Here is a 23964-nt window from a genome sequence, read left to right as displayed (position 1 = left end):
ATCTTCCTTAATTAAATGAAGCGGAAACGGGCCATACGGAACATAACAGCTAAATTACCGGGAAGCTTTAATGTCAGGCGGGTGCGGTTGTCATGCAAGTATTGTTTGTGCGGCGCATCCGCCTTGTATGGGTTTGACTTCACAGCTTACAGTGGTTTGATTATTTCAAATATTCGCCGACTTTTTGCTGATAATCACGCAGAATATTGGCGGATTTTGTAAATTGAACTGCTTCTGTTTCATCAAGCGGTTTTTCAATCACGCGGACAATACCTTGGCGATTGATAACGGCAGGCACGCCGATATAAACATCATGTTCGCCGTATTCGCCTTCCAGCAGGGCGGAAATGGTCAGCACCACGTTTTGATTGTGCAGAATCGCTTTGGTAATACAGGCCAAACCCATCGCAATGCCGTAGTAAGTGGCGCCTTTGCCTTCGATGATGGAATAAGCCGCATCACGTACATCCGCATGGATTTTTGCCATGCGCGCCTCGCCGTCGGGCTGTTTTTTCAATGCTTCTTGTAGTGACATGCCGGCAATATTGGCGGTGCTCCAAGCGGCAATCACGCTGTCGCCGTGCTCGCCGATCATGTGGGCATCCACGCTGATGGGCGCCACACCGAAAGCTTTGCCCAAGCAGTTGCACAAACGGGCGGTATCCAAGATGGTGCCCGAACCAATCACGCGCTCTTTGGGCAGGCCGGAGAATTTCCAAGTGGCATACGAGAGTACGTCTACCGGGTTGGTGGCTACCAAGAAAATGCCGTCAAAACCGACATTCATTACTTCGCCCACGATGCTGTGGAATACTTTCAGGTTGTTATCAATCAAGTCCAAACGGGTTTCGCCCGGGCGTTGTGGCACGCCGGCGCAGATACACACAATATCCGCATCTGCACAGTCGGCATATGTGCCTTGTGTTACTTTCATCGGTGTGGGCGCGTACAGCACGCCGTGGCGTAAATCCCGCACTTCCGCATGTGCACGCTTTTCGTTTAAGTCGATCAGCACAAGCTCATCACAGCCGCCTTGATTAAGCATAGCAAAAGCATAGCTGATGCCCACGGCACCCGTGCCGATAATCACAACTTTGCTGCCTGTTTTCCGAATCATTTTGCTGCTCCTTAATATACGTAATAAATCAGTTAATGAAACTATATTACAATTATTTGTAACAAAATACCATTTTTTGTATTGATATCAGTCAAGAAATGGCAAGAAATAGAGATTCAGGAAATGTTAGGGGCGGTTTGTGATGGTGGGTTTAATTATTATTATGAAAAATCAGGCTGAAGATTGTGTGGTTGGTGCGGTAATCAGGCTGGCAATATCTTGTGGTTATTAAGTTTCACAGCCAAAAAATTATTGTGATGGATTTAAGTTTGATTCATAAAAATTACAAATGCCTGTCTGAATAAATTTCAGACAGGCATTTGTGCAGACTAGTTGGGATTTTAGCTTGATTTTGCCATATCACTATGAAACCGAATCTTTTACAGCTCTATCTAGAGATGGCCGGTGCGCTGGCGGCCCATATCGGCGGCGGCAGTGAAAAGCACGTCGGTAGAAGAATTCAACGCAGTTTCGCAAGAATCCTGTACCACGCCGATAGCAAAGCCTACGCCTACAACCTGCATTGCTACATCGTTGGAAATACCTAATAGGTTGCATGCCAATGGAATCAGCAGCAGAGAGCCTCCTGCTACACCGGAAGCGCCGCAAGCACTGATGGTGGCGACTAGGCTTAACAAGAGAGCGGTCATAAAGTCGACCTGAACGCCTTCAGTGTATGCCGCAGCCAGCGAGAGCACCGTGATCGTAATCGCTGCGCCTGCCATGTTGATGGTGGCTCCTAGAGGAATAGACACGGAATAAGTATCTTCGTGCAGATTCAATTTTTTGCACAAAGCCATGTTAACCGGAATATTGGCAGCGGAAGAGCGTGTGAAGAATGCGGTGATGCCGCTTTCACGCAGGCAGGTAAACACCAGCGGATAAGGATTTTTGCGGATTTTCCACCATACGATAATCGGGTTGACTACCAATGCGATAAACACCATACACAGCACCAATACAGCCAACACTTTGAAATAGCTGAGTAAGCCGGAGATACCGGAAGTGGCAACCATTTCGGCAACCAGGCCGAAAATGCCCAGTGGTGCGAAGCGGATAATCCACCCCACGATTTTGGCTACGGCAGCAGCCAGATCGGCAATCATCATGCGCGTGCTGTCAACTGCATGACGCAGGGCGAATCCCAGTAGTAATGCCCACATCAGAATACCTACATAATTGGCATTGGCAATCGCATTAATCGGGTTGGCCACCAAGTTCATCAGCAAGGTTTTCAATACCTCGCCGATACCGGCAGGCGGGGTGTTCGATACTTCGTGCTGCACCAATGCGATTTCGCTTGGAAACAGAAAACTGGCAGCCACTGCTACTGCGGCGGCGCTGAATGTGCCGATAATATAAAGCAGGAGAATTGGCTTAATGTGTGCTTCGCGGCCTCTTTGGTGGCTGGCAATGGCGGAAGTTACCAACACAAACACTAGAATCGGTGCAACTGCTTTGAGCGCACCGACAAACATACTGCCCAAAAGCGACAGCAAAGGCACTGCAGATATGGGGATGATGCCCACGTCCGGGTTGGCAAGGTAGCCTAAAGCCACGCCGAATAACAAACCGATAATAATCTGCTGAACCAAGCTGACGCGGTTTACAGCATCAATGACAGGATTTCCGGTAGCCATAACCGCTCCTCATAATTATAACGAATGTAAAGATTAAGTTGCCATTGTAAATAAAACATAATTGTCCGTAAAGTAAATGCCCGATGGCCATGCCTGTCTGAAAGCCTTTTCAGACAGGCATGGCTGTTTTAGAGAAAACACATTTTGATTTTCCAATGTTTTGGTTTTACCATTGAAGCTTTCAAACATGTATTAAGGAGTAGGCATTGAAGCTGCTGCTGGTTATCTTAACTGCTTCGGCTCTGCTGGTTTCTGCCGGGATTCAGGCCAAAACGCCGCAAGCGTCTGTCGCGCCGGCCGGGCAGGCGGCCAAAGCAAAAGGCATTTAGATTGATGTGCGTACGCCGGAAGAGTTTAAAACAGGTAATATAGAAGGCGCGCTCAATATCCCCGTTGACCAAATCACCGGGCGGATTCACAGTGTCAGCCCCGACAAACATGCCCCGATTAACCTTTATTGCCGCAGTGGCCGCCGCGCTGAAATTGCCATAAAGCAATTACAGGATCTCGGCTATACTGATATAACCAATCACGGCGGTTATCAGGATTTGCGTCGGCAAGGTATCCGCTAACCGTGGTACCGCCTCGGGTTTGCTTTTAATTTAACAAAGAGAAACGAAAATGAAATTAATGAAACCGATTTTCCTGCTGCTGGCGGCGGCTGCGCTGTCCGCCTGTGCCCACACGCCTAAAGCCCAACATTCTGCACAACACAGCGAGCACAAACAAACAATGAACACCACACACACGTTGGTCAGCAAATACAGCTTTGATGAAACGGTAAACCGCCTTGAACAGGCCGTAAAATCTAAAGGAATGAAGATTTTTACCGTTATCGACCATCAAGCGGCAGCGCAGCAAAACGGCCTGCAGATGCAGCCGGCAAAAGTGATTGTGTTCGGCACACCGAAAGCCGGTACGCCCCTTATGGTCAAAGACCCTGAGTTTGCATTGCAATTGCCGTTGCGCGTGTTGATTACCGAAACGGACGGTGCGGTAAAAGTGGTCTATAACGACACCCGGGCGTTAATCGAAGGCAGTAAAATCCATTATCAAGATGTTGAAAACACGCTGGCAAACGCCGAAAAGCTGATTGCCAAAACGGTAACCGAATAATCGGGTCAAGCAGCAATGCCTGTCTGAAAAGATTCGGCTAGGCGTGATTTTTCTGCCAATATTTACTTCATGGTCAGAAACTGTTTATTCAGAAGTGCCGGAAACAATTTGCATGAAACATATGCCTGTCTGAAAGCGCCGGAATCCGTTTTCAGACAGGCATATACATTACAAGCCTTGAAAACAATGCTAAAATTTCCCGCATTCTTAAAGAAATAAACCGGTGTTTTCGCGAAACACGCATCAGAGACTCATGAAACCGCATACCGCCCTCACTCTTACCATTCTCACACTCGCTTGCCGCCAGGCGTTTGCAGAGCCCGTCTTTGAACCCAAAGCCGAAGATTATGTTGCCGTGCCCGTTGCCAGCCACTATGAGCCTGAAGATACTGAGGGGCGGAAACTGGAACCGAAATACCCTGTTCAAATCAGCTCCGACGATGAAGAAGTTAAAGAAATGCTGCAAGAGCACCTGCCGCTGATTACTGAGCAGCAGCAAGAAAATCTGGATAAAGAGCAAGTAGGTTTTCTGGCGGAAGATGCGCCCAATGATGTACAGACTATGCTGAAAACCAAAGGTTATTTCAATGGTAAGGTGGATGTGGTGCCGCAGGGAGAAGGTTACCGTGTAGACGTGAAAACCGGCCCGCGCACCCAAATCGACAATGTAAATGTGGCATTGGCCGGCCAAATAGTGTCCGATAGCGAATTGGGTGTGTATTACAAAAGGGCGCTGGCCGATTGGGCATTGCCCGTGGGTGCACCTTTTGAACAATCCGGCTGGAGCAGCAGTAAAAATTCCGTGCTTTCTGCCGTAGTGCGTAAAAAATACCCGCTGGCGCAATTGTCTAAAACAGAGGCTTTGATTAATCCCAATACCAATAAAGCCGATTTGAGTATCGAAGTAGACAGCAAACAGCCGATTTATTTCGGTGAAATCGACATCACTGGCGTAGAGCGTTATCCGGAAAGCGTGGCACGCGGCTTAGCGCAGTTCAAACCGGGCAATCCTTATGACCTTGATAAACTGTTGGATTATCAGCAGGCGCTTGAGCAAGACAGCCATTATTCCGGTGCATCGGTTTATCCGGATTTCAATAATATGCAGGGCGACCACGTTCCGGTAAAGGTTAGCGTAAACGAAATGAAGCGCCAGAAATTCGAAATGGGTTTACGTTACGATTCCGAATACGGCCCGGGCATCCGTATGGGTTACGACCATTACAACCTGTTGAACCGCGGCTATGTCGGATCCGCTGTATTTGATTACGATAAATACGAAACCACAGTGGCCGTGGGTATCAGCCAGCCGCGCAAGAGCAACGGTAAATATTGGACTTCCAATCTTTCCTATAACCGTTCGACCACACAAAATCTGGAGAAAAAAGCACTGACTACCGGCGTATGGTATGTGCGCGACCGTAACGGCATTGAATCTCGCCTTGGTGTCGAGCATATTAATGAGAACCGCAGGGTGCCCGACACCAATTACGACTTGGGCCGTAGCGCCGCCACTATGCTAACTGCTTCTTGGCGGCGCCAGAACATCGAAACCCTGCTGCGCCCGGCCAACGGTTATTATCTCGACGGCAAGATCGGCACTTCAGTAGGTAAACTTTTGTCTTCTACTTCCGTGCAGCGTGTTACTGCCTCGGCAGGCTATTACTTTACGCCGGAAGAGAAAAAATACGGCACATTCATTGCACGCGGCCAGCTCGGTTATGTGTATGCCAGAGACGATGAGGAAGTGCCGTCTACTTTGCAGTTCCGTACCGGCGGTGCCGGTTCGGTGCGCGGCTACGAGCTTGACAGCATAGGTCTGGAAGGCCCCAACAATTCCGTGTTGCCGGAGCGTGCTTTGGCAGTAGCCAGCTTGGAGTACCAATATCCGATCGGTAAAGATTTTGCAGCTGCCGTGTTCCATGATATGGGTGATGTTGCCCATAACTTTAAATCCATGAACCTGAAACACGGCACCGGCTTGGGCGTGCGCTGGTTCAGCCCCGTCGCTCCTTTCTCATTTGACATCGCCTATGGCCATCAGGATAAAAAAATCCGCTGGCACATCAGCTTAGGAACCCGTTTCTGATGACACAAGAAACCACAGCACCCGCTCAGACTGCTTCCGAACAAAGCCTGTCTGAAAAACAGCCTGCTCCGAAAAAAAGCGGCAAAAAATGGTTGAAAGCCATTTTGCTGGTTTTCGTGCTGGCTGTGTTGATGCTGGGCGGCATTATCGCGTGGCTGGTTGCCACCGAATCCGGCCTGCGTTTCGGCTTATATAAAATTCCCGCCTGGTTCGGCGTCAATATTACCTCCAAAAGCCTGAACGGCACCTTGCTCAAAGGCTTTGAAGGCGACGGCTGGCGCATCGAAACAGAAGGCGCCGATATAGACATTTCCAGCTTGGTATTCAACTGGCAGCCCGGCGAATTAAAGAATAAAAAACTGCATATACGCCGCATTGCCGCCGGTGGTATCCATATTCAGGACAAACCCACGCCGCCCAAACCTAAAACCGAAGCTAAAATGCCGGACAGTGTCAGCCTGCCTTTTGAAGCGGTGATCGACAGCGTAGAAACGGGGCGGATTACAACCGGTAAAAACAAAACCGTTATCGTCAGACATGTGCGCTTAAACTACGGTTATGACCACAAGCAGCATCAATTAAACGTGGTTTCGCTGCAAAGCCCTTGGAGCGATGCAAACGGCACGCTGAAAATGGCCACTGCATCGCCGTTTGCGTTGAACGGCAGAATCCACAGTGAAGGCGTGCTTGAAAATATCGCCATTACCAACGATTTGCAGCTGGGTGGCAGCCTGCAAACCATAACGTTGAAAACCGACATGAAAACGGCGGCCACGGAAAACGCCTCCGACCAGGCTGCAAACGGCATCAACAACATCAAATTCACGGTTGATACGCGCGTAAGCCCGTTTGGCAAAGGTTTGGACGAAATTATCGAACATGTTCAGGTTAAAGGATATAACATCAATCCGCGCGCATTTCTGGCTTCCGCTCCGCAAGCGCATTTCGATTTTGATGCCACCGTGGTGCCGTCGCAGCTGCATGGCGTTGCGCTGGAAGGCTCAATCGACTTGGCCAACCTGACGGCTGCCGAAGCAGATGCAGGCGGGATTCCGGTTCGTTCCCTGCTGGCTGATTTTGTGATTAATGAAAACGGTATGCTGCTTTTGAAAGAAGCGAATGCGAATTTATTGAAAAAAGGCAATATTGCATTAAGCGGCAGCACTGATACGGCCAAGCAAACCCTAAATCTGGATACCTATATCCAAGATGTGGTATTGGCTGATGTGGAGAAGCAGAAGTTTGCAGAGCCGATAAACGGCAAGCTCCAATTGCGCGGTACATACAGTAATCCCCAAGCTTTGCTGGATTTGACTGTTGGCAAAACCGCAGCCGGAGGTGAAGTGATGCTGGTGTCGGATACACGGAACGGCCAAAGAAGCGTTAGCCTGAAGAATATTGCCATCAGACCCGAAAACGGTGGCGAAATCAAAGGAAACGGTACTTTAGAGCTGTTTAACAAGCAAAACCTTACTGTTGAGTTTGATAGTAAAAACTTCAATCCCGCGCGCGCGTATGCGGACTTGCCCGAGGGTAGGGTAAACGGCAGTTTTAAAGTAAACGGCAGGCTTGCCGATCAGTACATTGCCGCTAACCTCAATTTCGGCCAAAGCACCCTGTCTGATGTAAACCTCAGCGGCAAAGCGGATGTGGTTTACGACAAAGACCATCTGAGCAAAATTGCTTCCAATATCCAGCTCGGCAATAACCGGCTGTTTGCTAACGGCAGCTTCGGCAAGCAGGGCGATAAATTAACGCTGGACGTGAATGCCCCTGATCTGAGCCGTTTCGGCTTGGGTATGAGCGGCCTTCTGATTGCCAAAGGCACGATTGCCGGCGATCCGAAGCGCCTGGAAGCCAACGTGGCGGGCAGGGCGGAAAACTTGCGTATCCAAAAAGCTGTTCAAATCAGCCATCTTGATTTTCAGGTGAATGGTTCGCCTGATATAAACCGTCCGTTCAATATCAAGGCAAACGGCCGGCAAATCATCATTCCGGGCGAAACCGAACCGACGCGTATCGATAATATCCAGCTTACGGTTAACGGCACGGGCAAAAGCCACACTATCAACGGCAACAGCAGCATGAGGCTGGACGGCAAACCCTACCGCCTGCTTTTGTCTGCAAACGGCGGTTTGAACAGCAAAAACCAATGGCAGGGTTATGTAGATACTTTAGACATCAATGGCGCGTTCAACCTGAAACTGCAAAACCGCTTGGCGCTGGAAGCCGGCGCCGAACGTGTCAGTTTGGGTGCGGCACGTTGGAGCGCGATGGGCGGCAGTTTGAACTTACAGAATTTTGTGTGGGATAAAAAGCAGGGTATCGTAACCAAAGGCAGCACAGACAATCTGCATATATCGCAACTACACAATTTCTACACCCCGCCGGTTGAACATGATTTGGTTTTGAGCGGCGATTGGGATGTGGTGTACGCACAAAACATGCGCGGTTATATCAATGTGCGCAGACAAAGCGGCGATGTGGTTATTCCCTACCGCAAACAAGCTTTGGGGTTGGGCAATCTGACTTTGCAAACACGCTTCCAAAACGGGCGTATCGACAATACGATTGAAGGCTCTACCCGCTACGGCAAAATCGGCGGCAATCTTGTTATCAGCCAAAATTTTGGTAACGCCATAGCCCAGGCACCTGTAAGTGGCAAAATCAGTCTGAATGCTCCTGATTTGGAGGCATTCCGCCACTTGATGCCTGTGGGGCAGGTTTTGAAGGGCAAGCTGGTGGGTGAAGCGGTGATTTCAGGCAGGCTTGGGCAGCCGCAATTAAACGGGACGCTCAACGGCGACAATCTGTATTACCGCAATCATGCGCAAGGCATTATTTTGGATAACGGTACTTTGCGTTCACGCCTTGCAGGCCAGCGCTGGCAGATTGACAGCCTAACCTTCCATCGGGGCGGTTCGGCAAAACTTAGCGGCAGCATCAGTTTGGCGGCGAATAATGCGCCCGATGTTGATGTGGTTGCCGTGTTTGACCGCTATCATATGCTGGATAAACCCAACCGCCGATTGACGGTTAGCGGCGATACCAAACTGCAATATAACGATGCAACGGGCGTTACGCTGACCGGTTTGCTCAAAGTGGATAACGGCCGTTTCGGTTTCCAGGATTCCGGTATGCCCACATTAGACGATGATGTGATTGTGATAGGCGAGGTAAAAGAGAAACCGGCTGCCGCAACACCGGTTAATATGAATCTCACATTGGATTTGAACGATCGTTTCCGCTTCAGCGGGGAGGGCTTGGATGTGACTCTCGGCGGCCGATTGGCCTTAACCGCACGGCCGGGTGAAAACGTTCAGGGTGTCGGCACGGTGAACGTGGTTAAAGGCAAATACAAAGCCTATGGGCAGGACTTGAATATCGAAAAAGGCAAAATTTCGTTTGTCGGCCCGCTCGACAACCCCAACCTCAATATCCGCGCAACCCGCAATCTTTCGCCGGTGGGTGCGGGTGTCGAAGTGTTGGGCAGCCTGAACAAGCCGCGTGTCAGCCTGGTGGCAAACGAAGCGATGAGCGAGAAAGATAAACTTTCCTGGCTGATTCTCAATCGCGCCAGCAGCGGCAACGACAGCGATGAAGCTGCGCTGGCTACGGCTGCAGGTGCTTTCCTGGCCGGTAAAGTTAACGACAGAATCGGCCTAGTCGACAATTTCGGCCTCACCAGCCAGCGTACCCGCAATGCGCAAACAGGCGAGCTGAACCCTGCCGAGCAAATTCTGACCTTTGGTAAACAGCTGACCGGCGAGCTTTATCTGGGTTATGAGTATGGCATGAATAGCGCCAGCCAGTCGGTGAAGCTAATGTATCAACTAACCCGTTCGCTCCAAGCCGTGGCGCGCGTCGGTACGCAATCTTCTGGCGGAGAATTGAAATATATTATCCGATTTGATTGATGATTTAACCGTCCGGTATTGGAATGGCCGAAGTCGGCGACGTAATTAATGCCTGTCTGAAAAATACTTTCAGACAGGCATTTCTATATAGTGAAACTACTTATGTAGAAACAGCCCGGCCATACTCGGGTCAAGCCCGAGTATGACGAGTGTACTATTTTTAATTTGATGGGTACGTCGTTTTACACGCCGCGCAGCAGTTCGTTTACGCTGGTTTTGGCGCGGGTTTGCGCATCTACTTTTTTCACAATTACCGCGCAATACAGGCTGTGCGTGCCGTCTTTAGCGGGTAGGCTGCCGGACACCACTACCGAGCCGGCAGGTACGCGGCCGTAGTGGATTTCACCAGTTTCACGGTCGTAAATTTTGGTGGATTGGCCGATATACACGCCCATTGAGATCACACTGCCTTCTTCCACAATCACGCCTTCCACGATTTCCGAGCGCGCGCCGATAAAGCAGTTGTCTTCAATAATGGTCGGGCTGGCCTGCAACGGCTCCAATACGCCGCCGATGCCTACTCCGCCGCTCAAATGCACATTTTTGCCGATTTGAGCGCATGAGCCTACGGTAGCCCAAGTGTCAACCATGGCTCCTTCATCCACATACGCGCCGATGTTCACATAAGAGGGCATCAATACCACGTTTTTGGCCACGAAGCTGCCGCGGCGGGCAACGGCATTGGGTACCACGCGGAAGCCGCCGGCTTTGAATTGCTCTTCGCTCCACCCTTCGAATTTGGTCGGCACTTTGTCGAAATATTGGTTTACGCCGTCGTTCAGCACTTTGTTGTCGGCAATGCGGAAAGAAAGCAACACGGCTTTTTTCGCCCATTCGTTCACTTTCCATTGGCCTACGCTCAAACGCTCGGCCACACGCAAAGCGCCTGAATCGAGCTGGCGCAAGGTTTCTTCCACTGCTTCTTTCACTTCGGGCGTGACGCTCGCAGGCGTGATATTTGCGCGGTTTTCAAAAGCGGTTTCGATGATGTTTTGTAATGACATGGCTTTTTCCACAGTTAGTTGAGAATCAAGGCTGGATTGTACCGCAAAGCGGAAATGAATGCCTGTCTGAAAAAGTTTCAGACAGGCATGGGACATGTTGCACAGTATCGGCTAAAGATTAACTTTTGTCTTCTTTATCGTCGTCTTGGTCTTTGGCTTCTTCGATTGCCTGCTTGCAGTTTTCTTCCTGCTCAGCCGGAGTGGCTTGTTTCAAGCTGGCCAACCATTCGTCACGACGTTGGATACGCTCTTCTTTTTCCGCACCGCTCAAAGTTTCAATGTATTTGTTTTCCAGCGTTTCTGCCTCTTTACACAAGGGAACCATCTCGCCGGCAGGTGTGGCGGCAGCGGCTGAAGAGGCTTTCGGTTCTGCCATATCAGCTTCAGAAGCTGCGTTATCTGCTGCAGGAGCCGATGCTTGGGTTGCGGGTTCGGGGGCAGATGCCGGAGCCGCAGGTTGGTTTTCGTTGCCGCCGCAGCCAGCCAGCAGTAAAGAAAGTAAAATGGCAGGAATCAGGGGGTGTGTCATAATTTTCCTTCGAATGGTTTTTGTTTAGAAAATTTTAATCAAATTGAATAGCTTACGTTAAGCAGGAAACAAAATATAGAATAGTGGGGGCTGAAAATTCTCTAAAACTATTCAGCTTAATTTAGATTAGACAACCTTAACGTATGTTTTGTTCCCGTAGCACACCCTGATTTATCGGCTGTTGTAAATCGCTCAGGCTAAGGCGCAGCGTGGCTGCCTGAAAATCGTTAAATTCCATCTGCTCCGAGCCGAACCGTGCCAGATGATGCGTATCCTGCTGGCAGTCTATCAACTCAATACCGCATTCCGCCAAATAGGGCACGGCGCAGGCAAAAGCGATTTTTGAGGCATCAGGCTGCGCGGCAAACATGGATTCTCCGAAAAATGCGCGGCCGATTTGTACACCGTAAAATCCGCCGGCCAGATTTAAAATTCCCTCATCATCGGGATACCAGCATTCAAATGAATGCGCATGGCCCGCTTTGTGCAGCTCCGTATAGGCCTGTCTGAAAGCAGGGCCTATCCAAGAGCTTTCCTGGCCCGGCCGTTCAATCCGGCTGCAGGTGGCGATAACTTCAGGGAAGTTGCGGTTAACCGTAACCGCATAAGACTTGTTGCGCAGTGTTTTGGACAGCGAGCGGCCGATATGGATTTTTTTAGGAAAGAGAACGGCGCGCGGTGCAATTGCAAACCAGAAAAACACCCCGTTTTCTTCAAACCAAGGAAAAATGCCTAAAGGATAAGCAGCCAGCAATCGCGGCACGGCCAAATCGGTGCTCACGCAAACCAAGCCTTCATTTTCCGCCAAGGCAGGACGCGGGTCGGGAAAGCGGTGGTCGCCGGGGGGTAAAAACGGAATCTCCATATCCGCTACCTTATTGAAGATTTAGATGTAATCCAAGCGCTCAAATTTTTGAGTATAAATGCATTCAGACAGGCATCGAAACACAACGCCTGTCTGAAAAGGTAAAGATGCTAACTTGTGCTCAGCGTTTTTCTTTTTTCTGGCAATCACTGCACACACCATACATATACAGCGCGTGGTCAACAATGCGGAAGCCGTTTTCATTGGCAATTTTATCTTGCAGCTTCTCGATTTCTTCGTTATGAAATTCGGTTACCTTGCCGCATTTTACACACACAATATGGTCATGATGGCCGCCGGCATTCAATTCATATACGGCTTTGCCTGTTTCAAAATGGTGGCGCAGTAAAATGCCGGCCTGCTCAAACTGGGTCAGCACGCGATAAATGGTGGCCACGCCGATTTCAATGCCTTCATCAAGCAAAATGCGGTACACATCCTCCGCACTCAGATGCTCTTCGGCATGGGTTTCAAACAAATCCAAAATCTTCAGGCGCGGGCCGGTAACTTTTAAACCGCTGTCTTTTAATTGTGCAATATTGCTTTCCATAGTATCTTTCCATCCGTACCGAAGTTGTGTGAATGCCGTTATAATACGCATTTTTAAGCATTTTGCCCACTATTGGATAATTAAAGGTTTTTAATCATAAGCCTTTACACAACAGAGTCCACAATACACTCGATATCAATCGGAAAGGTAAAAGCGTGAACAAACCCCTCATAATCGCCCTGATGCTTGCCGCCGGCTTGGTCGGCTGCAGCGCCGAACGCATCTCCAATATCCCGTCCTACAAACTCAAAGTCATTCAAGGCAACGAGCTTGACCCGCGCGCAGTGGTTTCGCTGCAACCGGGCATGAGCCGCCAGCAAGTGCAGGCTTTATTGGGTACACCGCTGCTGCGTCCAGCGTTTCGCGGCGATCAATGGGATTACACCTACGAAGTCAGCCGCAACGGCATCGTTCAGGAGCAGCGCAATCTTAAGCTGACTTTCCAAAACGACCAACTGGTTAAAGCAGAGGGCAATGCTATCGAATATGCCGTTGAGCAGCTAAAAGAGCGTTATGGAGAGCAGATTGAACAGCAACCCGCTGTGCAACAGCAGCCCCAGCCTGCTTCCGAACTGATTTGGACGCCCGACCGCTAACCCGCCGACAGGACTTCACACATGAATCAATTAAAAGTAGCCATTGCCGGCGCCAACGGCCGCATGGGCAAAGTATTGGTTGAAGCAGTAAGCAACAATCCGGCCACTGTGTTGAGCGGCGCATTGGAACACGCAGGTTCCGATTCATTGGGGCTGGACGCAGGCCACGCGGTGGGCATCAAAACCGGTGTAACCATTTCTGCCGATATCAACGCCGTGCTCGATGCCAGCGATGTCTTGATAGACTTTACCCGCCCGGAGCCTACACTGAATCATTTGCAAAAATGCATGGAAAAAGGTGTGAACCTTATCATCGGCACAACCGGCTTTGATGAGGCGGGTAAAGCCGCCATTGCCGCCGCCTCCGAGAAAACCGGCATCGTGTTTGCCGCCAATTTCAGCGTAGGCGTCAACCTGACGTTTCACATCCTCGACACCGTTGCCCGCGTATTAAACGAAGGCTACGACATCGAAATCATCGAAGCGCACCACCGCCACAAAGTTGACGCGCCGAGCGGAACTGCCTTGCGTATGGGCGAAGTGATTGCCGGTGCCTTAGAGCGTGATTTGAAAACCTGCGCCGTTTACGGCCGTGAAGGCCACACGGGCGAACGCGATCCGAAAACCATCGGCTTTGCCACCGTTCGCGGCGGCGACGTTGTGGGCGACCACACAGCACTGTTCGCCACGGAAGGTGAGCGCGTAGAGATCACGCATAAAGCATCCAGCCGCATGACTTTCGCAGCCGGTGCCGTGCGCGCTGCTGTGTGGTTGCAAGGTAGAAAAGGTTTGTTTGATATGCAGGATGTATTGGGTTTGAAAAACAAATAAGCATGTTGTAGCGGTAATATTGCCGCATTTTGAAAAAGCAGGCCGGAAAGCCTGCTTTTTTATTCGAATGCCTGTCTGAAAATCTCAAATACACCGCGAAACCTAATTACATATGATGAATAAACTAAAAAAACATATACGCTGGTCGAAAAATATAACCGTTCAGTTGTAAGGATACGACAGCATTTTTACATGGTTTTGTTATCTTCAATCTTATGATTATCTATAAATCATTATTTAAAACAACAAATTAAATAGAATAAAATATCTCAAATTGCATTTTCTTGCCAATTGTTTCAAATTTTCAAAACATGCAATTTGTGTATTAATTCGTAAAAATAAGTTTTGCCAAGGTTTTCAAGAGTGTTTAAGGACTAAAATTCATCAAAATTTTAACGCGCAGGGAAAACTGACATGCTCAAGCACCAAATCCGTAACATTGCTTTATTTTCAACCGCATCCAGCATCATGCTGGCGCCTGTTTTGTTGATGATTGCAGGCACCGCATATCTTAATCAAATGCTGGCTGTGAATTGTATTATGGCTGCTGTTTTATCCGTATTGTTGGTTCAATCCGCACAAATCCGAGCCATAACCGGTTTGGTTTTATTCGGAATTGCTTTATCTTTATTGATGCCTGCCATGCCGTTTATCTATGTTTTAGCCGGCTCCGCAGCAGGCGGTTTCTTAGCATGGTCTGCACCTTTCTTGTTTAGACAAGAGGAAGAAACCGTTGGCTGATAATGCAGTTTACCGTATCCGCCTGATCGGATTTAAATAAAGGACACACAATGCCTGCCTGAAAAGTTTGGTTATTACCGGCTTTTTTCAGACAGGCATTAAAAATTAAGCTGTATCGTTAAATTGCTTTAAAACAGGTGACTCTGCTAATTTACCGAAAACTTGTTGTTTGCAGTATGCCGCTTAGTTACTGTTTTTGAATAATTTAACCATAACAACCACATAAATAAATAACGGGAATAATTTATATGGAAAATGCTGTAACTTACAACTTTAACAGTTGGTCAGACTACGAAACATATCTAAAAAACAATGGAATAGGTTGCGAGCAAGTCATTCCTATGCTTGCTGAAGCCGGCTTATTGGGCGACAAAGCAGACGCATATCCAACAGCTTCAAGCGCCACCTCTCAACAAGCGGAAAGCATACTTGAGCAATTAACCGCATCACCGAACTACCAATATTTTTGGTTAAATGAGGATGTGTACCACGATGGCAATTGTGGTGAGGTTTTCTCGCAGATGCTTTCTTTTGCTGCACCTGAATGGCAGGTTAGCTGGCAGGCAGGCAACACAGGTAGCAATGCTGTCGAGTTAAATCCTTTACCTGAGTGGGCCAGCAAGGTTGCAACTACCCCCATTCTGATTCAGACAGGCCATCAAACTTATTCAATCAATATTTTTTCTGCCAATTGTTGCAAATTCTCTTATAAAGCCATTGCGCAAGAGCTGGCATATTGGGTAAATGAGCTCTTGGCACACGAGCAAAATTCTACACGCTTATATATCTTCTGCCTGGAAGACGAGGGTGAAGAGGTCATTCAATTGATCAGAGCGAATAAAGCGCAACAGCAAAATATGGATATTTCATTTCCGTTGAGTCTGCCTCAGTTTGAAATTGACGCATTCAAGCCTGTTGATATTGCTGCGCAATTGGCCGATATCCGCACCATATACGATACTTGGGTAGCTCAAGGCAGTTATCCGAAGTTGGCAGGCAGCCGCGTACCTTTGCTGAAAACCCATTTCAATATCAGCCAAGAAGCTTATACATGGTTGCGTGATGCACGTGACGATATGCATGAAATGATGCTGGCCGACAGTAGCCAGCTGCCGGAAGCTTTTGCGCCGCTGCGCGGATTATCGGGGCTGGAGCGCATCCGTGAAATCCATAATCTTTTTGTGGCGGTTGCCCGACAATTTATTTTTGATCAAGATGCCTTTGCGTACCGATACAAGCTTTGCCCCTTGTTTACGTCAGAGCAAATGCAGCTGTTGCGCAGGCAGTATGCGAGCGATGAGCAGATGATTGAAGCCTTGTTGTCTGACGAAAACCTATATGCCCAAACCAGCCACGGCGCAGAACCTTATTTGCACAAATTACTGCCGGTCGGTTCCGCATAATCAGGTTTGATGTATTTTTAAGTGGAAATGCCTGTCTGAAAACTTTTCAGACAGGCATTTTGCTGTATACGTCAAATAATATTATCGAAACCCAAGATATTGTGATAAGCCTGAGTATACCGAGAGTGCTGTTTTGGAATTGATTGGCTATGGTGGTTTCCGAGTGGTGTTTCCAATCACTCAGGCAATTCTGCCGAACCCATCCGCCGCAACACAATATTTGCCTTGCCGCGTAGGCGTTTGCTTTTGGGATTATCGGCATAAAACAGCGGTGCGGGTACACGGGCGGTTAGTAGGGCTGCTTGTTGCTTGGTAAGGTTTGCTGCACTTGTTTTGAAAAAATGTTGCGAGGCAGCTTCTGCGCCGAAGATGCCGTGCCCCCATTCGATTACGTTTAAATAAATTTCGAAGATGCGGTCTTTATCCGTTGTGGCTTCCATCATGGCGGTAATGGCCGCTTCTTCGCCTTTGCGGATATAGCTTTGCCAATCATTGAGAAACAGGTTTTTCGAAAGCTGCTGGCTGATGGTCGAGCCGCCGCCCCTGATCCTACCGCTTTGCTGGTTGCGCTTCATGGCGTGGCGGATACCACTCCAGTCGAAACCGTCGTGAGCGGCGAATTTGGCGTCTTCAGAGGCAATCAAGGCTTTTTTCAGGTTGGTGGAAATCTGGTTGTAGGGAACCCAGCGGTAATCTAAAGCCACTTCTTTGCCGATGCTTCGGTATTCGCTCATCCGCATTTTCATAAAGGCGGTTTGGCTGGGTGCGACGGCGCGGTAAGTTAAAATGTTGCCGTACACATAAGCATTGAAGAGAATGAAAGCCATAAAAGGCAAGGCAATCAGCCATTTAATCGCGCCCATGTTTCATCCATTCGATAACGGGGCGGATTTCAGGGGCAAAGCCGCGCCAGAGTTCATAAGAAAATGCAGCTTGCGCCACCAGCATGCCGAGGCCGTCGGCAGTGTGCTGCGCGCCGGCATTTTGAGCGAAGGTAAGAAAAGCGGTGGGTTCGCTGCCATACACCATATCGTAGGCCAAAATGCATTTGCCGAATACGTCGGGCCGAACGTCGGGCACTTGGCCGCTCAAGCTGCCGGATGTGCCGTTAATGATAATATCGTAATGGTTGGGCGGAAGCTGGCCCAATTCCGCTGCTTCGATGCCGAATTCATCTGCCAAAGCCTGCGCTTTGCTGAACGTGCGGTTGGCAATGGTCAAGCTTTGGGGCGACTGCTCCAGTAACGGGCGGATAACGCCGCGTACCGCACCGCCCGCGCCCAAAAGCAGGATTTTTTTGCCCGCCAGCGGTATGGCGTGGTTTTCGATAATGTCTTTAACCAAACCGATGCCGTCAGTGTTGTCGCCGCGGATACGGCCATCGGGCAGCCGGATTAGGGTGTTGACTGCACCTGCGGCTGATGCGCGTTCGGAAAGCTCGTTTACCCAATGATAGGCATCGGTTTTAAACGGCACGGTAACGTTGGCTCCTTGGCCGCCTTGTGCGAAAAAGGCTGCGGCGGCTTCGGCAAATGCGTTGGGCTTGGCCAGAATTCGCCGGTATTCGATGTCGGCACCTTCTTGAGCGGCAAATCGCCCGTGGATTTCGGGCGATTTGCTGTGCGCAATCGGATTGCCGAACACGGCATAATGTGCGGTTGTCATGATATTTCTGCGTTAAGTCGATTTTCATTATTATGGGGCAAACATTGTATAAGATGAAGCCTGTCTGAAAAGGTTTAACGTGTTCTTTCAGACAGGCATGGTTATCAACCCAAACACCACACTTTGATCTGCTACATTCCGTGTAAAATTATCCTTATTGTTTTTGAAAAATTAAAAAAGCTGCTGATTCGGCAAATATGATTTATATTGACGGCGCAAATATGCTCTGAAACAATCCGAGGGTAACCGGAATACTTAATGGATGCTGCGGGCAGATTAAAACGCAGCAAAAAAATATTACTAACTGAATTTAATGATTTGAGTTTATGGAGAACAACAACATGTCTATCAAAGATGTTGTGCGGTTAATTGAAGAAAACGAAGCTCGCTTCGTTGATTTACGTTTTACGGATACCAAAGGCAAGCAACACCATTTTACGATACCTGCCGGCGTTGTTTTGGATGATCCGGAAGAATGGTTTGAAAACGGTCAAGCTTTCGACGGCTCGTCTATCGGCGGCTGGAAAGGCATTCAAGCTTCCGATATGCAGCTGCGCCCAGATGCTTCCACTGCGTATCTTGACCCTTTCTTCGACGATGCAACCGTGGTGCTCACTTGCGATGTGATTGACCCGGCAAATGGTCAGGGCTATGACCGTGATCCGCGCTCCATTGCCCGCCGTGCAGAAGCTTATCTGAAATCTTCCGGTATCGGTGACACTGCCTTTTTCGGCCCCGAACCGGAATTTTTTGTGTTTGACGGTATTGCTTTCGAAACCCATATGCACAAAGCCCGTTTTGAAATCACATCCGAAAGCGGCGCCTGGAGCAGCGGTCTGCATTTAGACGGTCAAAACACCGGCCACCGCCCGACAGTGAAAGGCGGCTATGCACCCGTAGCGCCGGTTGATTCCGGCCAAGACTTGCGCTCTGCGATGGTAACGGTTTTGGAAGATATCGGTATCCCGGTTGAAGTGCATCATGCCGAAGTCGGCACCGGTACGCAAATGGAAATCGGCACCAAATTCAGCACCTTGCTCAAACGCGCCGACTGGACGCAAGACATGAAATACGTGATTTGGAACGTGGCACACAATTTCGGCAAAACCGCCACTTTCATGCCCAAACCGATTATGGGTGATAACGGCAGCGGCATGCACGTTCACCAATCCATTTGGAAAGACGGCCAAAACCTGTTTGCCGGAGACGGCTACGCAGGCCTGTCTGAAACCGCGCTTTATTATATCGGCGGCATCATCAAGCATGCCAAAGCGTTGAACGCGATTACCAATCCTTCCACCAACTCGTACAAACGCTTGGTGCCGCATTTTGAAGCACCTACCAAATTGGCTTATTCGGCGAAAAACCGCTCGGCTTCCATTCGCATTCCTGCCGTAAACAGCAGCAAAGCGCGCCGCATCGAAGCCCGTTTCCCTGATCCGATGGCCAATCCGTATTTGTGCTTCGCCGCTTTGCTGATGGCGGGTTTGGACGGCATTCAAAACAAAATCCATCCGGGCGATCCGGCAGATAAAAACCTTTACGACTTACCGCCGGAAGAAGATGCACTGGTGCCAACCGTATGCGCCTCGCTGGAAGAAGCACTGGAAGCCTTAAAAGCCGACCATGAATTCTTGCTGCGCGGCGGCGTGTTCAGTAAAGACTGGATTGACAGCTACATTGCGTTTAAATCAGAAGATGTGAAACGCATCCGCATGGCGCCGCATCCGCTTGAGTTTGAAATGTATTACTCACTCTAAAAATATCATCTGAAAAATAATCACACATCAAACAAGTACTTAAGCCCGGATAGTTATCTGTCCGGGTTTTTTTCGGACAGGCATTGAGCTGTGTCGGTTTATTTGGAAATCTGATGATCTTTTCAGCGGAGCAACTTAAAAGTTGTACGTTTGCCATACCCGTGCTTGAAAAAATTTACAATGCCTGCCTGAAATATTTCTGCTATAAACCTTTTGATTTTATTTTCATTTTAATAAAAAACGCCCCAAAAACCTGTTTGCCGAAATAAAAATATCAAAGTGCTTTGACAATTTTTAACTCTTCCCCTAATATTCTGCCTTTCGGGCTTTTGTCTTAAAAAGTTCTCAAAAAACATCAACTAAGGAAAGAAAAAACTTATGGAATGGGTATTCAACAGCTACTATACGCTGATTGCCGCGACCATTGTTTTACTGTTTGGTAAGTTAATGGTTAATAAAATCAAATTCTTAAGAGATTTCAATATTCCCGAGCCGGTAGCGGGCGGTTTGGTGGCCGCTGTGATTCTTTATGCTTTGCATGCATTTTACGGCGTCAGCTTTAAGTTCGAGAAACCGCTGCAAGATGCTTTTATGTTGATTTTCTTTATCTCCATTGGTTTGAGCGCAGATTTCTCGCGCTTGAAAGCAGGTGGATTTCCGTTGGTTTTATTTACTCTCGTTGTCGGTTTCTACATCATTGTGCAAAATGTGGTGGGCGTCGGCATGGCCAGCGCATTCGGTTTGGATCCGCTGCTCGGTTTGATTACCGGCTCCATCACATTAACCGGCGGTCATGGTACGGCGGGTGCGTGGGGGCCTTTGTTTGAAAAAGAACATGGTGTGGTCGGTGCGACCGGTTTGGGTATTGCCAGCGCGACATTCGGTTTGGTGTTCGGTGGTTTGATCGGTGGCCCGGTTGCCCGCCGTTTGCTGAATAAAATGGGGCGTAAACCTCAAGGCGACGCCGAGCTGAAGGCTGCGATTCATGCACAGATTGCTGGCGGTGCCGACCAAAATACAGATGATGTGTTCGAGCATCCCGACCAATCACGCCTGATTACGGCCAGCTCAGCTATTGAAACATTGGCTATGTTTGCTGCGTGTTTGGCATTTGCCGAAGTGATGGACGGCATCGACAAGGAGTATTTATTCGACTTGCCGAAATTCGTGTGGGCTTTGGGCGGCGGTGTAATCCTGCGCAATATTCTGACCATCGGTTTCAAATTTAACATGTTTGACCGTGCCATCGACGTGTTTGGTAATGCATCTTTGTCGCTCTTCTTGGCCATGGCTTTGCTGAATTTGAAACTGTGGGAGTTGACCGGTTTGGCCGGCCCGGTAACGGCCATCTTGGTGGTTCAAACCATTGTGATGATTTTGTTTGCTTATTTCGTTACCTATAATGTTATGGGTCGTAACTATGATTCAGCCGTGTTGGCTGCCGGTCATTGCGGTTTCGGTTTGGGTGCTACGCCGACTGCGGTTGCCAATATGCAGTCCATTACCGAGCGTTTCGGCCCTTCACACAAAGCTTTCTTGATTGTGCCGATGGTGGGCGCGTTCTTCGTTGACTTGATTAACGTTGTGATCCTGCAGACTTTCGTTAGCTTCCTCAAATAATCGGCAAGCAAACTGAAAAGCACTTGAAACTAGTTACCTGTTTCAAGTGCTTTTTGCTATGATAGCGCTTACTTTTTGATAAACGGAAGCCAGAACATGTATAAAAAACTGCTGACCTTAACTTTAGTTGCCGCATCATTGGCTGCCTGCGGTGACGACAAGCCTAAGCAGAATGTCCAACTCTCATGTAACGACCCTGCGGTTTTGCAAAACGTGCGTACTTTGATTCAGGACTCGCTCAAACAAAAAGCACGCCACTATTCTCAAAATGACAACCGCCAATATGTTGATGCCGATAAAGTTATTGCGGCAGGTAGCGAATTGGATATTAAATTGGAGAATGCCGCCGCCACTAATGAAACCCATCCTGTGTGTTCGGCACAGCTTAATGTGACCGTACCTTATCAAGTTTTACAATCGGCTTATAACAATGCGCCTTTGATTTATGGGCAGCAGGATATGAATAGCATTCTTCAGCGTCATACCGGCAGCGGCAAAACGGCTTACAACGGCAGCGGTGTGTTCAGCCAAACTTTGCGTTATAAAGCTACTCCCGGTGAAGGTGGTGTGAGTATCAGTTTGGTGGACGATCTGAATAATACAGCCGATGCTCTATCTGCCTTGCTTCTGCCCTATGGTGTAAAAAACCATGTATTGATTAACGGCAAACCCGTTTCTAAAGAAGAAGCCTTAAAACAGTTGCGCAGCGAAGCCAAAGATGCTGATGAACAGCAGCCGTCGCCGTTTGAACATGACCCGCAAAGTATCTTGGAAAACAACAGCGCATCATCTGTGTTTGATTTTTCTGATCAACAGCAGCCTGCCGAAACCATTTCGCCCGTAGATACGCACAACACCCCGGGCCTTTCTGCTGCCGAGCTCGATCAGGCACGTAATAGCTATGATGCGGCAGATGGTGAAATCAACCGTATCTGGAACAACATCGATCAAACCGTGCGTAAAGAGCTGGTTGATGAGCAGCGCGACTGGATTAATCAGAAAAATAACAGCTGCCGCCAAGCCGCCGCACGCGCCGGTGATCCGCAGCAGGCGGAATATCTGCAGCTGCAATGCAGCACGCGCATGACACGCGAGCGTATCCAGTATTTGAAGGGATACAGTATCCAGTAAAAGGGCTGTTTGACTGAATGCCTGTTTGAAAATTTTTTCAGACAGGCATTCTTATATCTAAGCATATAGGATTTATTGTTTGCAGCTACCGGTTTTCATGCCGGTTTTTAAAGAGTAGATATCGCAGTCTTCAGCAAAAGAAAGCGGCCCTTTATAGGTTTGACGGATGGCTGAGGTTGTGGCCGGTTTTGCATTTTCCGTGCGGTGCATAAAATGTGAAAGCACCAAGCTACGGCTTTTGGTTGTTTGGGCAATTCTGCCGATTTCAGAAGGCGGCATATGCAGTTTTAAAGCAATCGAATCTTTGCTGCTTTCAGGTACGGCATTGTGGGCGATAAATATATCGGTGTTTTTAGCCAAAGTATCCAGCGTTTTGCCCGCATTGCTGGTGTCGCCCGATACGGTAACGGAGCAGCCGTCCTTCTCGATACGCCAGCCTAAAGAAGGCAGCAGGCCGTGTTCTACCGGAATGGCTTTCAGGGTGAAACCGCCGATTTGGGTTTCAAACAGTTGGGACTGTGCTTTATCTGCATTTACCGCAATGGGTTTTAAAGAAAAGGCAGCATCTCCGGTAAGAAAGTCGGAAAGATAGGGATAAACGCCGTGTTCACCGAAATGTCGCTCGATAAATTCAGGCGTGGTGGGAATGGTGTGGTTGCCGGTGGGGCCGTAGATCGGCAGGTCATGTTCGCGCTCGGAGAAGAAAGACGCTTTAACCAAAGCAGGCAGATCGTTAGAGTGGTCGACATGGAAGTGAGTGAATAAAAGAGCTTCCAAATCTTTTATGCTGCCGCCGGCTCGTTCGAAATTGAGGGAAGCACCTGCACCGAAATCAATAATAAAGCGGGCTTTGCCGTTTTCACGCACTAAATAACCTGTGGATGCGCGTTTGTCGCTCAATTCCGGCCCGCCCGATCCGAGTACGACCACATCCAAACCGGTATGGTTGCACTGGGCAGCCTGAGCACCGGCGGGCACGATGACTAAGCCGAGTAACATTTTCAGTAATAAATAGGGTTTTAATAAGAAAGAGAGCATTTTCCAACCTGTTGTGTTGTTAAGTTTTCAGAATGAAGAAAAAGGATGTTTCGGCATTCAAAGTCGGATGCCAAAGCTCATCCAAAATTTGCAGATTATATCGGATACGGGATTGCAATACTAAAGATAATTAACTGGACTGGTGATGGTTTGTGAGATATTAATGCCTGTCTGAAACTATTGTTCAGACAGGCATTTCCGTGATTCTGAAAAAACATACCACCCGTTGTTTCAGGCAGCGGGTGGTATGTTTTTTCGGTTTTGAGTATTCGAGGTAAGGGAATTGTTTCAACTGATAGGCATTCTCCAAAAAGCAGTATGGTTAAAACAAAAAGGGAATAGATGTTTCGAT

The 23964-nt window shown here is 48.7% G+C and carries 21 protein-coding genes; 12 read left to right on the top strand and 9 right to left on the bottom strand.

Annotated features, from left to right (window positions below):
* Positions 1-160: 160 nt before the first annotated feature.
* Both HMPREF9370_RS00270 and sstT read right to left on the bottom strand, forming a co-directional pair.
* Positions 161-1117 carry an L-lactate dehydrogenase gene (locus tag HMPREF9370_RS00270; RefSeq protein WP_009115209.1) on the bottom strand — a complete coding sequence of 319 codons (957 nt, stop codon included), beginning with the start codon at positions 1115-1117 and terminating at the stop codon, positions 161-163.
* A gap of 392 nt (positions 1118-1509) precedes the next feature.
* Positions 1510-2757, bottom strand: a complete 1248-nt coding sequence (gene sstT / locus HMPREF9370_RS00265; RefSeq protein ID WP_009115208.1) for a serine/threonine transporter SstT — start codon at positions 2755-2757, stop codon at positions 1510-1512.
* 206 nt (positions 2758-2963) lie between these two features.
* Between sstT and HMPREF9370_RS12370 the strand changes: the two genes are divergently transcribed.
* The 5 genes from HMPREF9370_RS12370 to HMPREF9370_RS00245 all read left to right on the top strand — a co-directional run bounded on the left by HMPREF9370_RS12370 (position 2964) and on the right by HMPREF9370_RS00245 (position 9879).
* Complete coding sequence (locus HMPREF9370_RS12370) at positions 2964-3086, top strand: hypothetical protein (protein WP_009115206.1); 123 nt, start codon at positions 2964-2966, stop codon at positions 3084-3086.
* A 6-nt stretch (positions 3087-3092) separates the two neighbouring features.
* Complete coding sequence (locus tag HMPREF9370_RS11710; protein WP_009115205.1) at positions 3093-3329, top strand: rhodanese-like domain-containing protein; 237 nt, start codon at positions 3093-3095, stop codon at positions 3327-3329.
* A gap of 58 nt (positions 3330-3387) precedes the next feature.
* Entirely contained in the window at positions 3388-3873 is a 486-nt protein-coding gene (locus HMPREF9370_RS00255) for a DUF302 domain-containing protein (protein WP_040667239.1), read from the top strand.
* A 253-nt stretch (positions 3874-4126) separates the two neighbouring features.
* A complete protein-coding gene (locus tag HMPREF9370_RS00250) occupies positions 4127-5962 on the top strand; it encodes an autotransporter assembly complex protein TamA (RefSeq protein WP_009115203.1) in 1836 nt (611 codons plus the stop codon).
* The gene (locus HMPREF9370_RS00245; protein WP_009115202.1) at positions 5962-9879 is read left to right on the top strand and encodes a translocation/assembly module TamB domain-containing protein; all 3918 of its coding nucleotides are present in this window, start codon (positions 5962-5964) and stop codon (positions 9877-9879) included. The genes HMPREF9370_RS00250 and HMPREF9370_RS00245 overlap by 1 nt, the downstream gene beginning before the upstream one ends.
* 182 nt (positions 9880-10061) lie before the next feature.
* On the opposite strand, the gene dapD is transcribed toward HMPREF9370_RS00245, so the two are convergent.
* The 4 genes from dapD to fur form a co-directional block, all read right to left on the bottom strand.
* Positions 10062-10883 (bottom strand): 2,3,4,5-tetrahydropyridine-2,6-dicarboxylate N-succinyltransferase, encoded by an 822-nt coding sequence (dapD, locus tag HMPREF9370_RS00240; RefSeq protein ID WP_040667237.1) that lies wholly within the window; start codon positions 10881-10883, stop codon positions 10062-10064.
* Positions 10884-11001: 118 nt separating this feature from the next.
* Positions 11002-11412 (bottom strand): hypothetical protein, encoded by a 411-nt coding sequence (locus HMPREF9370_RS00235; protein ID WP_009115199.1) that lies wholly within the window; start codon positions 11410-11412, stop codon positions 11002-11004.
* 136 nt (positions 11413-11548) lie between these two features.
* Entirely contained in the window at positions 11549-12277 is a 729-nt protein-coding gene (gene aat, locus HMPREF9370_RS00230) for a leucyl/phenylalanyl-tRNA--protein transferase (protein ID WP_009115198.1), read from the bottom strand.
* Between the two features lie 121 nt (positions 12278-12398).
* Positions 12399-12827, bottom strand: a complete 429-nt coding sequence (gene fur, locus HMPREF9370_RS00225) for a ferric iron uptake transcriptional regulator (RefSeq protein WP_040666708.1) — start codon at positions 12825-12827, stop codon at positions 12399-12401.
* A 155-nt stretch (positions 12828-12982) separates the two neighbouring features.
* On the opposite strand from fur, the gene HMPREF9370_RS00220 reads away from it, so the two are divergent.
* The 4 genes from HMPREF9370_RS00220 (at position 12983) to HMPREF9370_RS00205 (ending at position 16398) form a co-directional block, all read left to right on the top strand.
* Complete coding sequence (locus HMPREF9370_RS00220) at positions 12983-13423, top strand: outer membrane protein assembly factor BamE (RefSeq protein ID WP_009115195.1); 441 nt, start codon at positions 12983-12985, stop codon at positions 13421-13423.
* A 21-nt stretch (positions 13424-13444) separates the two neighbouring features.
* Positions 13445-14254, top strand: coding sequence for a 4-hydroxy-tetrahydrodipicolinate reductase (gene dapB / locus HMPREF9370_RS00215; RefSeq protein ID WP_009115194.1), 810 nt, complete (start codon positions 13445-13447; stop codon positions 14252-14254).
* Positions 14255-14668: 414 nt separating this feature from the next.
* Positions 14669-14995, top strand: coding sequence for a hypothetical protein (locus tag HMPREF9370_RS00210; RefSeq protein WP_009115193.1), 327 nt, complete (start codon positions 14669-14671; stop codon positions 14993-14995).
* Positions 14996-15336: 341 nt separating this feature from the next.
* On the top strand, positions 15337-16398 hold the full coding sequence (locus HMPREF9370_RS00205) for a hypothetical protein (RefSeq protein ID WP_156792941.1): 1062 nt from the start codon (positions 15337-15339) through the stop codon (positions 16396-16398).
* 176 nt (positions 16399-16574) lie between these two features.
* On the opposite strand, the gene mtgA is transcribed toward HMPREF9370_RS00205, so the two are convergent.
* Complete coding sequence (gene mtgA / locus HMPREF9370_RS00200) at positions 16575-17261, bottom strand: monofunctional biosynthetic peptidoglycan transglycosylase (RefSeq protein ID WP_009115191.1); 687 nt, start codon at positions 17259-17261, stop codon at positions 16575-16577.
* The gene (aroE, locus tag HMPREF9370_RS00195; RefSeq protein WP_009115190.1) at positions 17248-18063 is read right to left on the bottom strand and encodes a shikimate dehydrogenase; all 816 of its coding nucleotides are present in this window, start codon (positions 18061-18063) and stop codon (positions 17248-17250) included. Before aroE ends, mtgA begins: the two co-directional genes overlap by 14 nt.
* Positions 18064-18404: 341 nt before the next feature.
* On the opposite strand from aroE, the gene glnA reads away from it, so the two are divergent.
* From glnA to HMPREF9370_RS00180, 3 genes are all read left to right on the top strand, one after another.
* On the top strand, positions 18405-19823 hold the full coding sequence (gene glnA, locus HMPREF9370_RS00190; protein WP_040667235.1) for a type I glutamate--ammonia ligase: 1419 nt from the start codon (positions 18405-18407) through the stop codon (positions 19821-19823).
* A 378-nt stretch (positions 19824-20201) separates the two neighbouring features.
* Positions 20202-21443 carry a sodium/glutamate symporter gene (gltS, locus tag HMPREF9370_RS00185; protein ID WP_009115187.1) on the top strand — a complete coding sequence of 414 codons (1242 nt, stop codon included), beginning with the start codon at positions 20202-20204 and terminating at the stop codon, positions 21441-21443.
* Between the two features lie 96 nt (positions 21444-21539).
* Positions 21540-22574 carry a lysozyme inhibitor LprI family protein gene (locus tag HMPREF9370_RS00180; RefSeq protein WP_009115186.1) on the top strand — a complete coding sequence of 345 codons (1035 nt, stop codon included), beginning with the start codon at positions 21540-21542 and terminating at the stop codon, positions 22572-22574.
* 72 nt (positions 22575-22646) lie between these two features.
* Here HMPREF9370_RS00180 and HMPREF9370_RS00175 read toward each other — a convergent pair whose 3' ends face one another.
* Positions 22647-23612 carry an MBL fold metallo-hydrolase gene (locus HMPREF9370_RS00175; RefSeq protein ID WP_009115185.1) on the bottom strand — a complete coding sequence of 322 codons (966 nt, stop codon included), beginning with the start codon at positions 23610-23612 and terminating at the stop codon, positions 22647-22649.
* Positions 23613-23964 lie beyond the last annotated feature (352 nt).

The sequence above is a fragment of the Neisseria wadsworthii 9715 genome (assembly GCF_000227765.1).
Classification (GTDB): domain Bacteria; phylum Pseudomonadota; class Gammaproteobacteria; order Burkholderiales; family Neisseriaceae; genus Neisseria; species Neisseria wadsworthii.
Note: the sequence above shows the minus strand (reverse complement) of the source record. Positions and strands in the feature narration are given on the sequence as shown.

What these genes read in the sequence shown, in the direction of transcription:
- HMPREF9370_RS00270 (WP_009115209.1), bottom strand. Translation starts at nt 1,117, where the DNA reads ATGATTCGGAAAACAGGCAGCAAAGTTGTGATTATCGGCACGGGTGCC.
- sstT (WP_009115208.1), bottom strand. Translation starts at nt 2,757, where the DNA reads ATGGCTACCGGAAATCCTGTCATTGATGCTGTAAACCGCGTCAGCTTG.
- HMPREF9370_RS00255 (WP_040667239.1), top strand. Translation starts at nt 3,388, where the DNA reads ATGAAACCGATTTTCCTGCTGCTGGCGGCGGCTGCGCTGTCCGCCTGT.
- HMPREF9370_RS00250 (WP_009115203.1), top strand. Translation starts at nt 4,127, where the DNA reads ATGAAACCGCATACCGCCCTCACTCTTACCATTCTCACACTCGCTTGC.
- HMPREF9370_RS00245 (WP_009115202.1), top strand. Translation starts at nt 5,962, where the DNA reads ATGACACAAGAAACCACAGCACCCGCTCAGACTGCTTCCGAACAAAGC.
- dapD (WP_040667237.1), bottom strand. Translation starts at nt 10,883, where the DNA reads ATGTCATTACAAAACATCATCGAAACCGCTTTTGAAAACCGCGCAAAT.
- HMPREF9370_RS00235 (WP_009115199.1), bottom strand. Translation starts at nt 11,412, where the DNA reads ATGACACACCCCCTGATTCCTGCCATTTTACTTTCTTTACTGCTGGCT.
- aat (WP_009115198.1), bottom strand. Translation starts at nt 12,277, where the DNA reads ATGGAGATTCCGTTTTTACCCCCCGGCGACCACCGCTTTCCCGACCCG.
- fur (WP_040666708.1), bottom strand. Translation starts at nt 12,827, where the DNA reads ATGGAAAGCAATATTGCACAATTAAAAGACAGCGGTTTAAAAGTTACC.
- dapB (WP_009115194.1), top strand. Translation starts at nt 13,445, where the DNA reads ATGAATCAATTAAAAGTAGCCATTGCCGGCGCCAACGGCCGCATGGGC.
- HMPREF9370_RS00210 (WP_009115193.1), top strand. Translation starts at nt 14,669, where the DNA reads ATGCTCAAGCACCAAATCCGTAACATTGCTTTATTTTCAACCGCATCC.
- HMPREF9370_RS00205 (WP_156792941.1), top strand. Translation starts at nt 15,337, where the DNA reads ATGCTTGCTGAAGCCGGCTTATTGGGCGACAAAGCAGACGCATATCCA.
- mtgA (WP_009115191.1), bottom strand. Translation starts at nt 17,261, where the DNA reads ATGGGCGCGATTAAATGGCTGATTGCCTTGCCTTTTATGGCTTTCATT.
- aroE (WP_009115190.1), bottom strand. Translation starts at nt 18,063, where the DNA reads ATGACAACCGCACATTATGCCGTGTTCGGCAATCCGATTGCGCACAGC.
- glnA (WP_040667235.1), top strand. Translation starts at nt 18,405, where the DNA reads ATGTCTATCAAAGATGTTGTGCGGTTAATTGAAGAAAACGAAGCTCGC.
- gltS (WP_009115187.1), top strand. Translation starts at nt 20,202, where the DNA reads ATGGAATGGGTATTCAACAGCTACTATACGCTGATTGCCGCGACCATT.
- HMPREF9370_RS00180 (WP_009115186.1), top strand. Translation starts at nt 21,540, where the DNA reads ATGTATAAAAAACTGCTGACCTTAACTTTAGTTGCCGCATCATTGGCT.
- HMPREF9370_RS00175 (WP_009115185.1), bottom strand. Translation starts at nt 23,612, where the DNA reads ATGCTCTCTTTCTTATTAAAACCCTATTTATTACTGAAAATGTTACTC.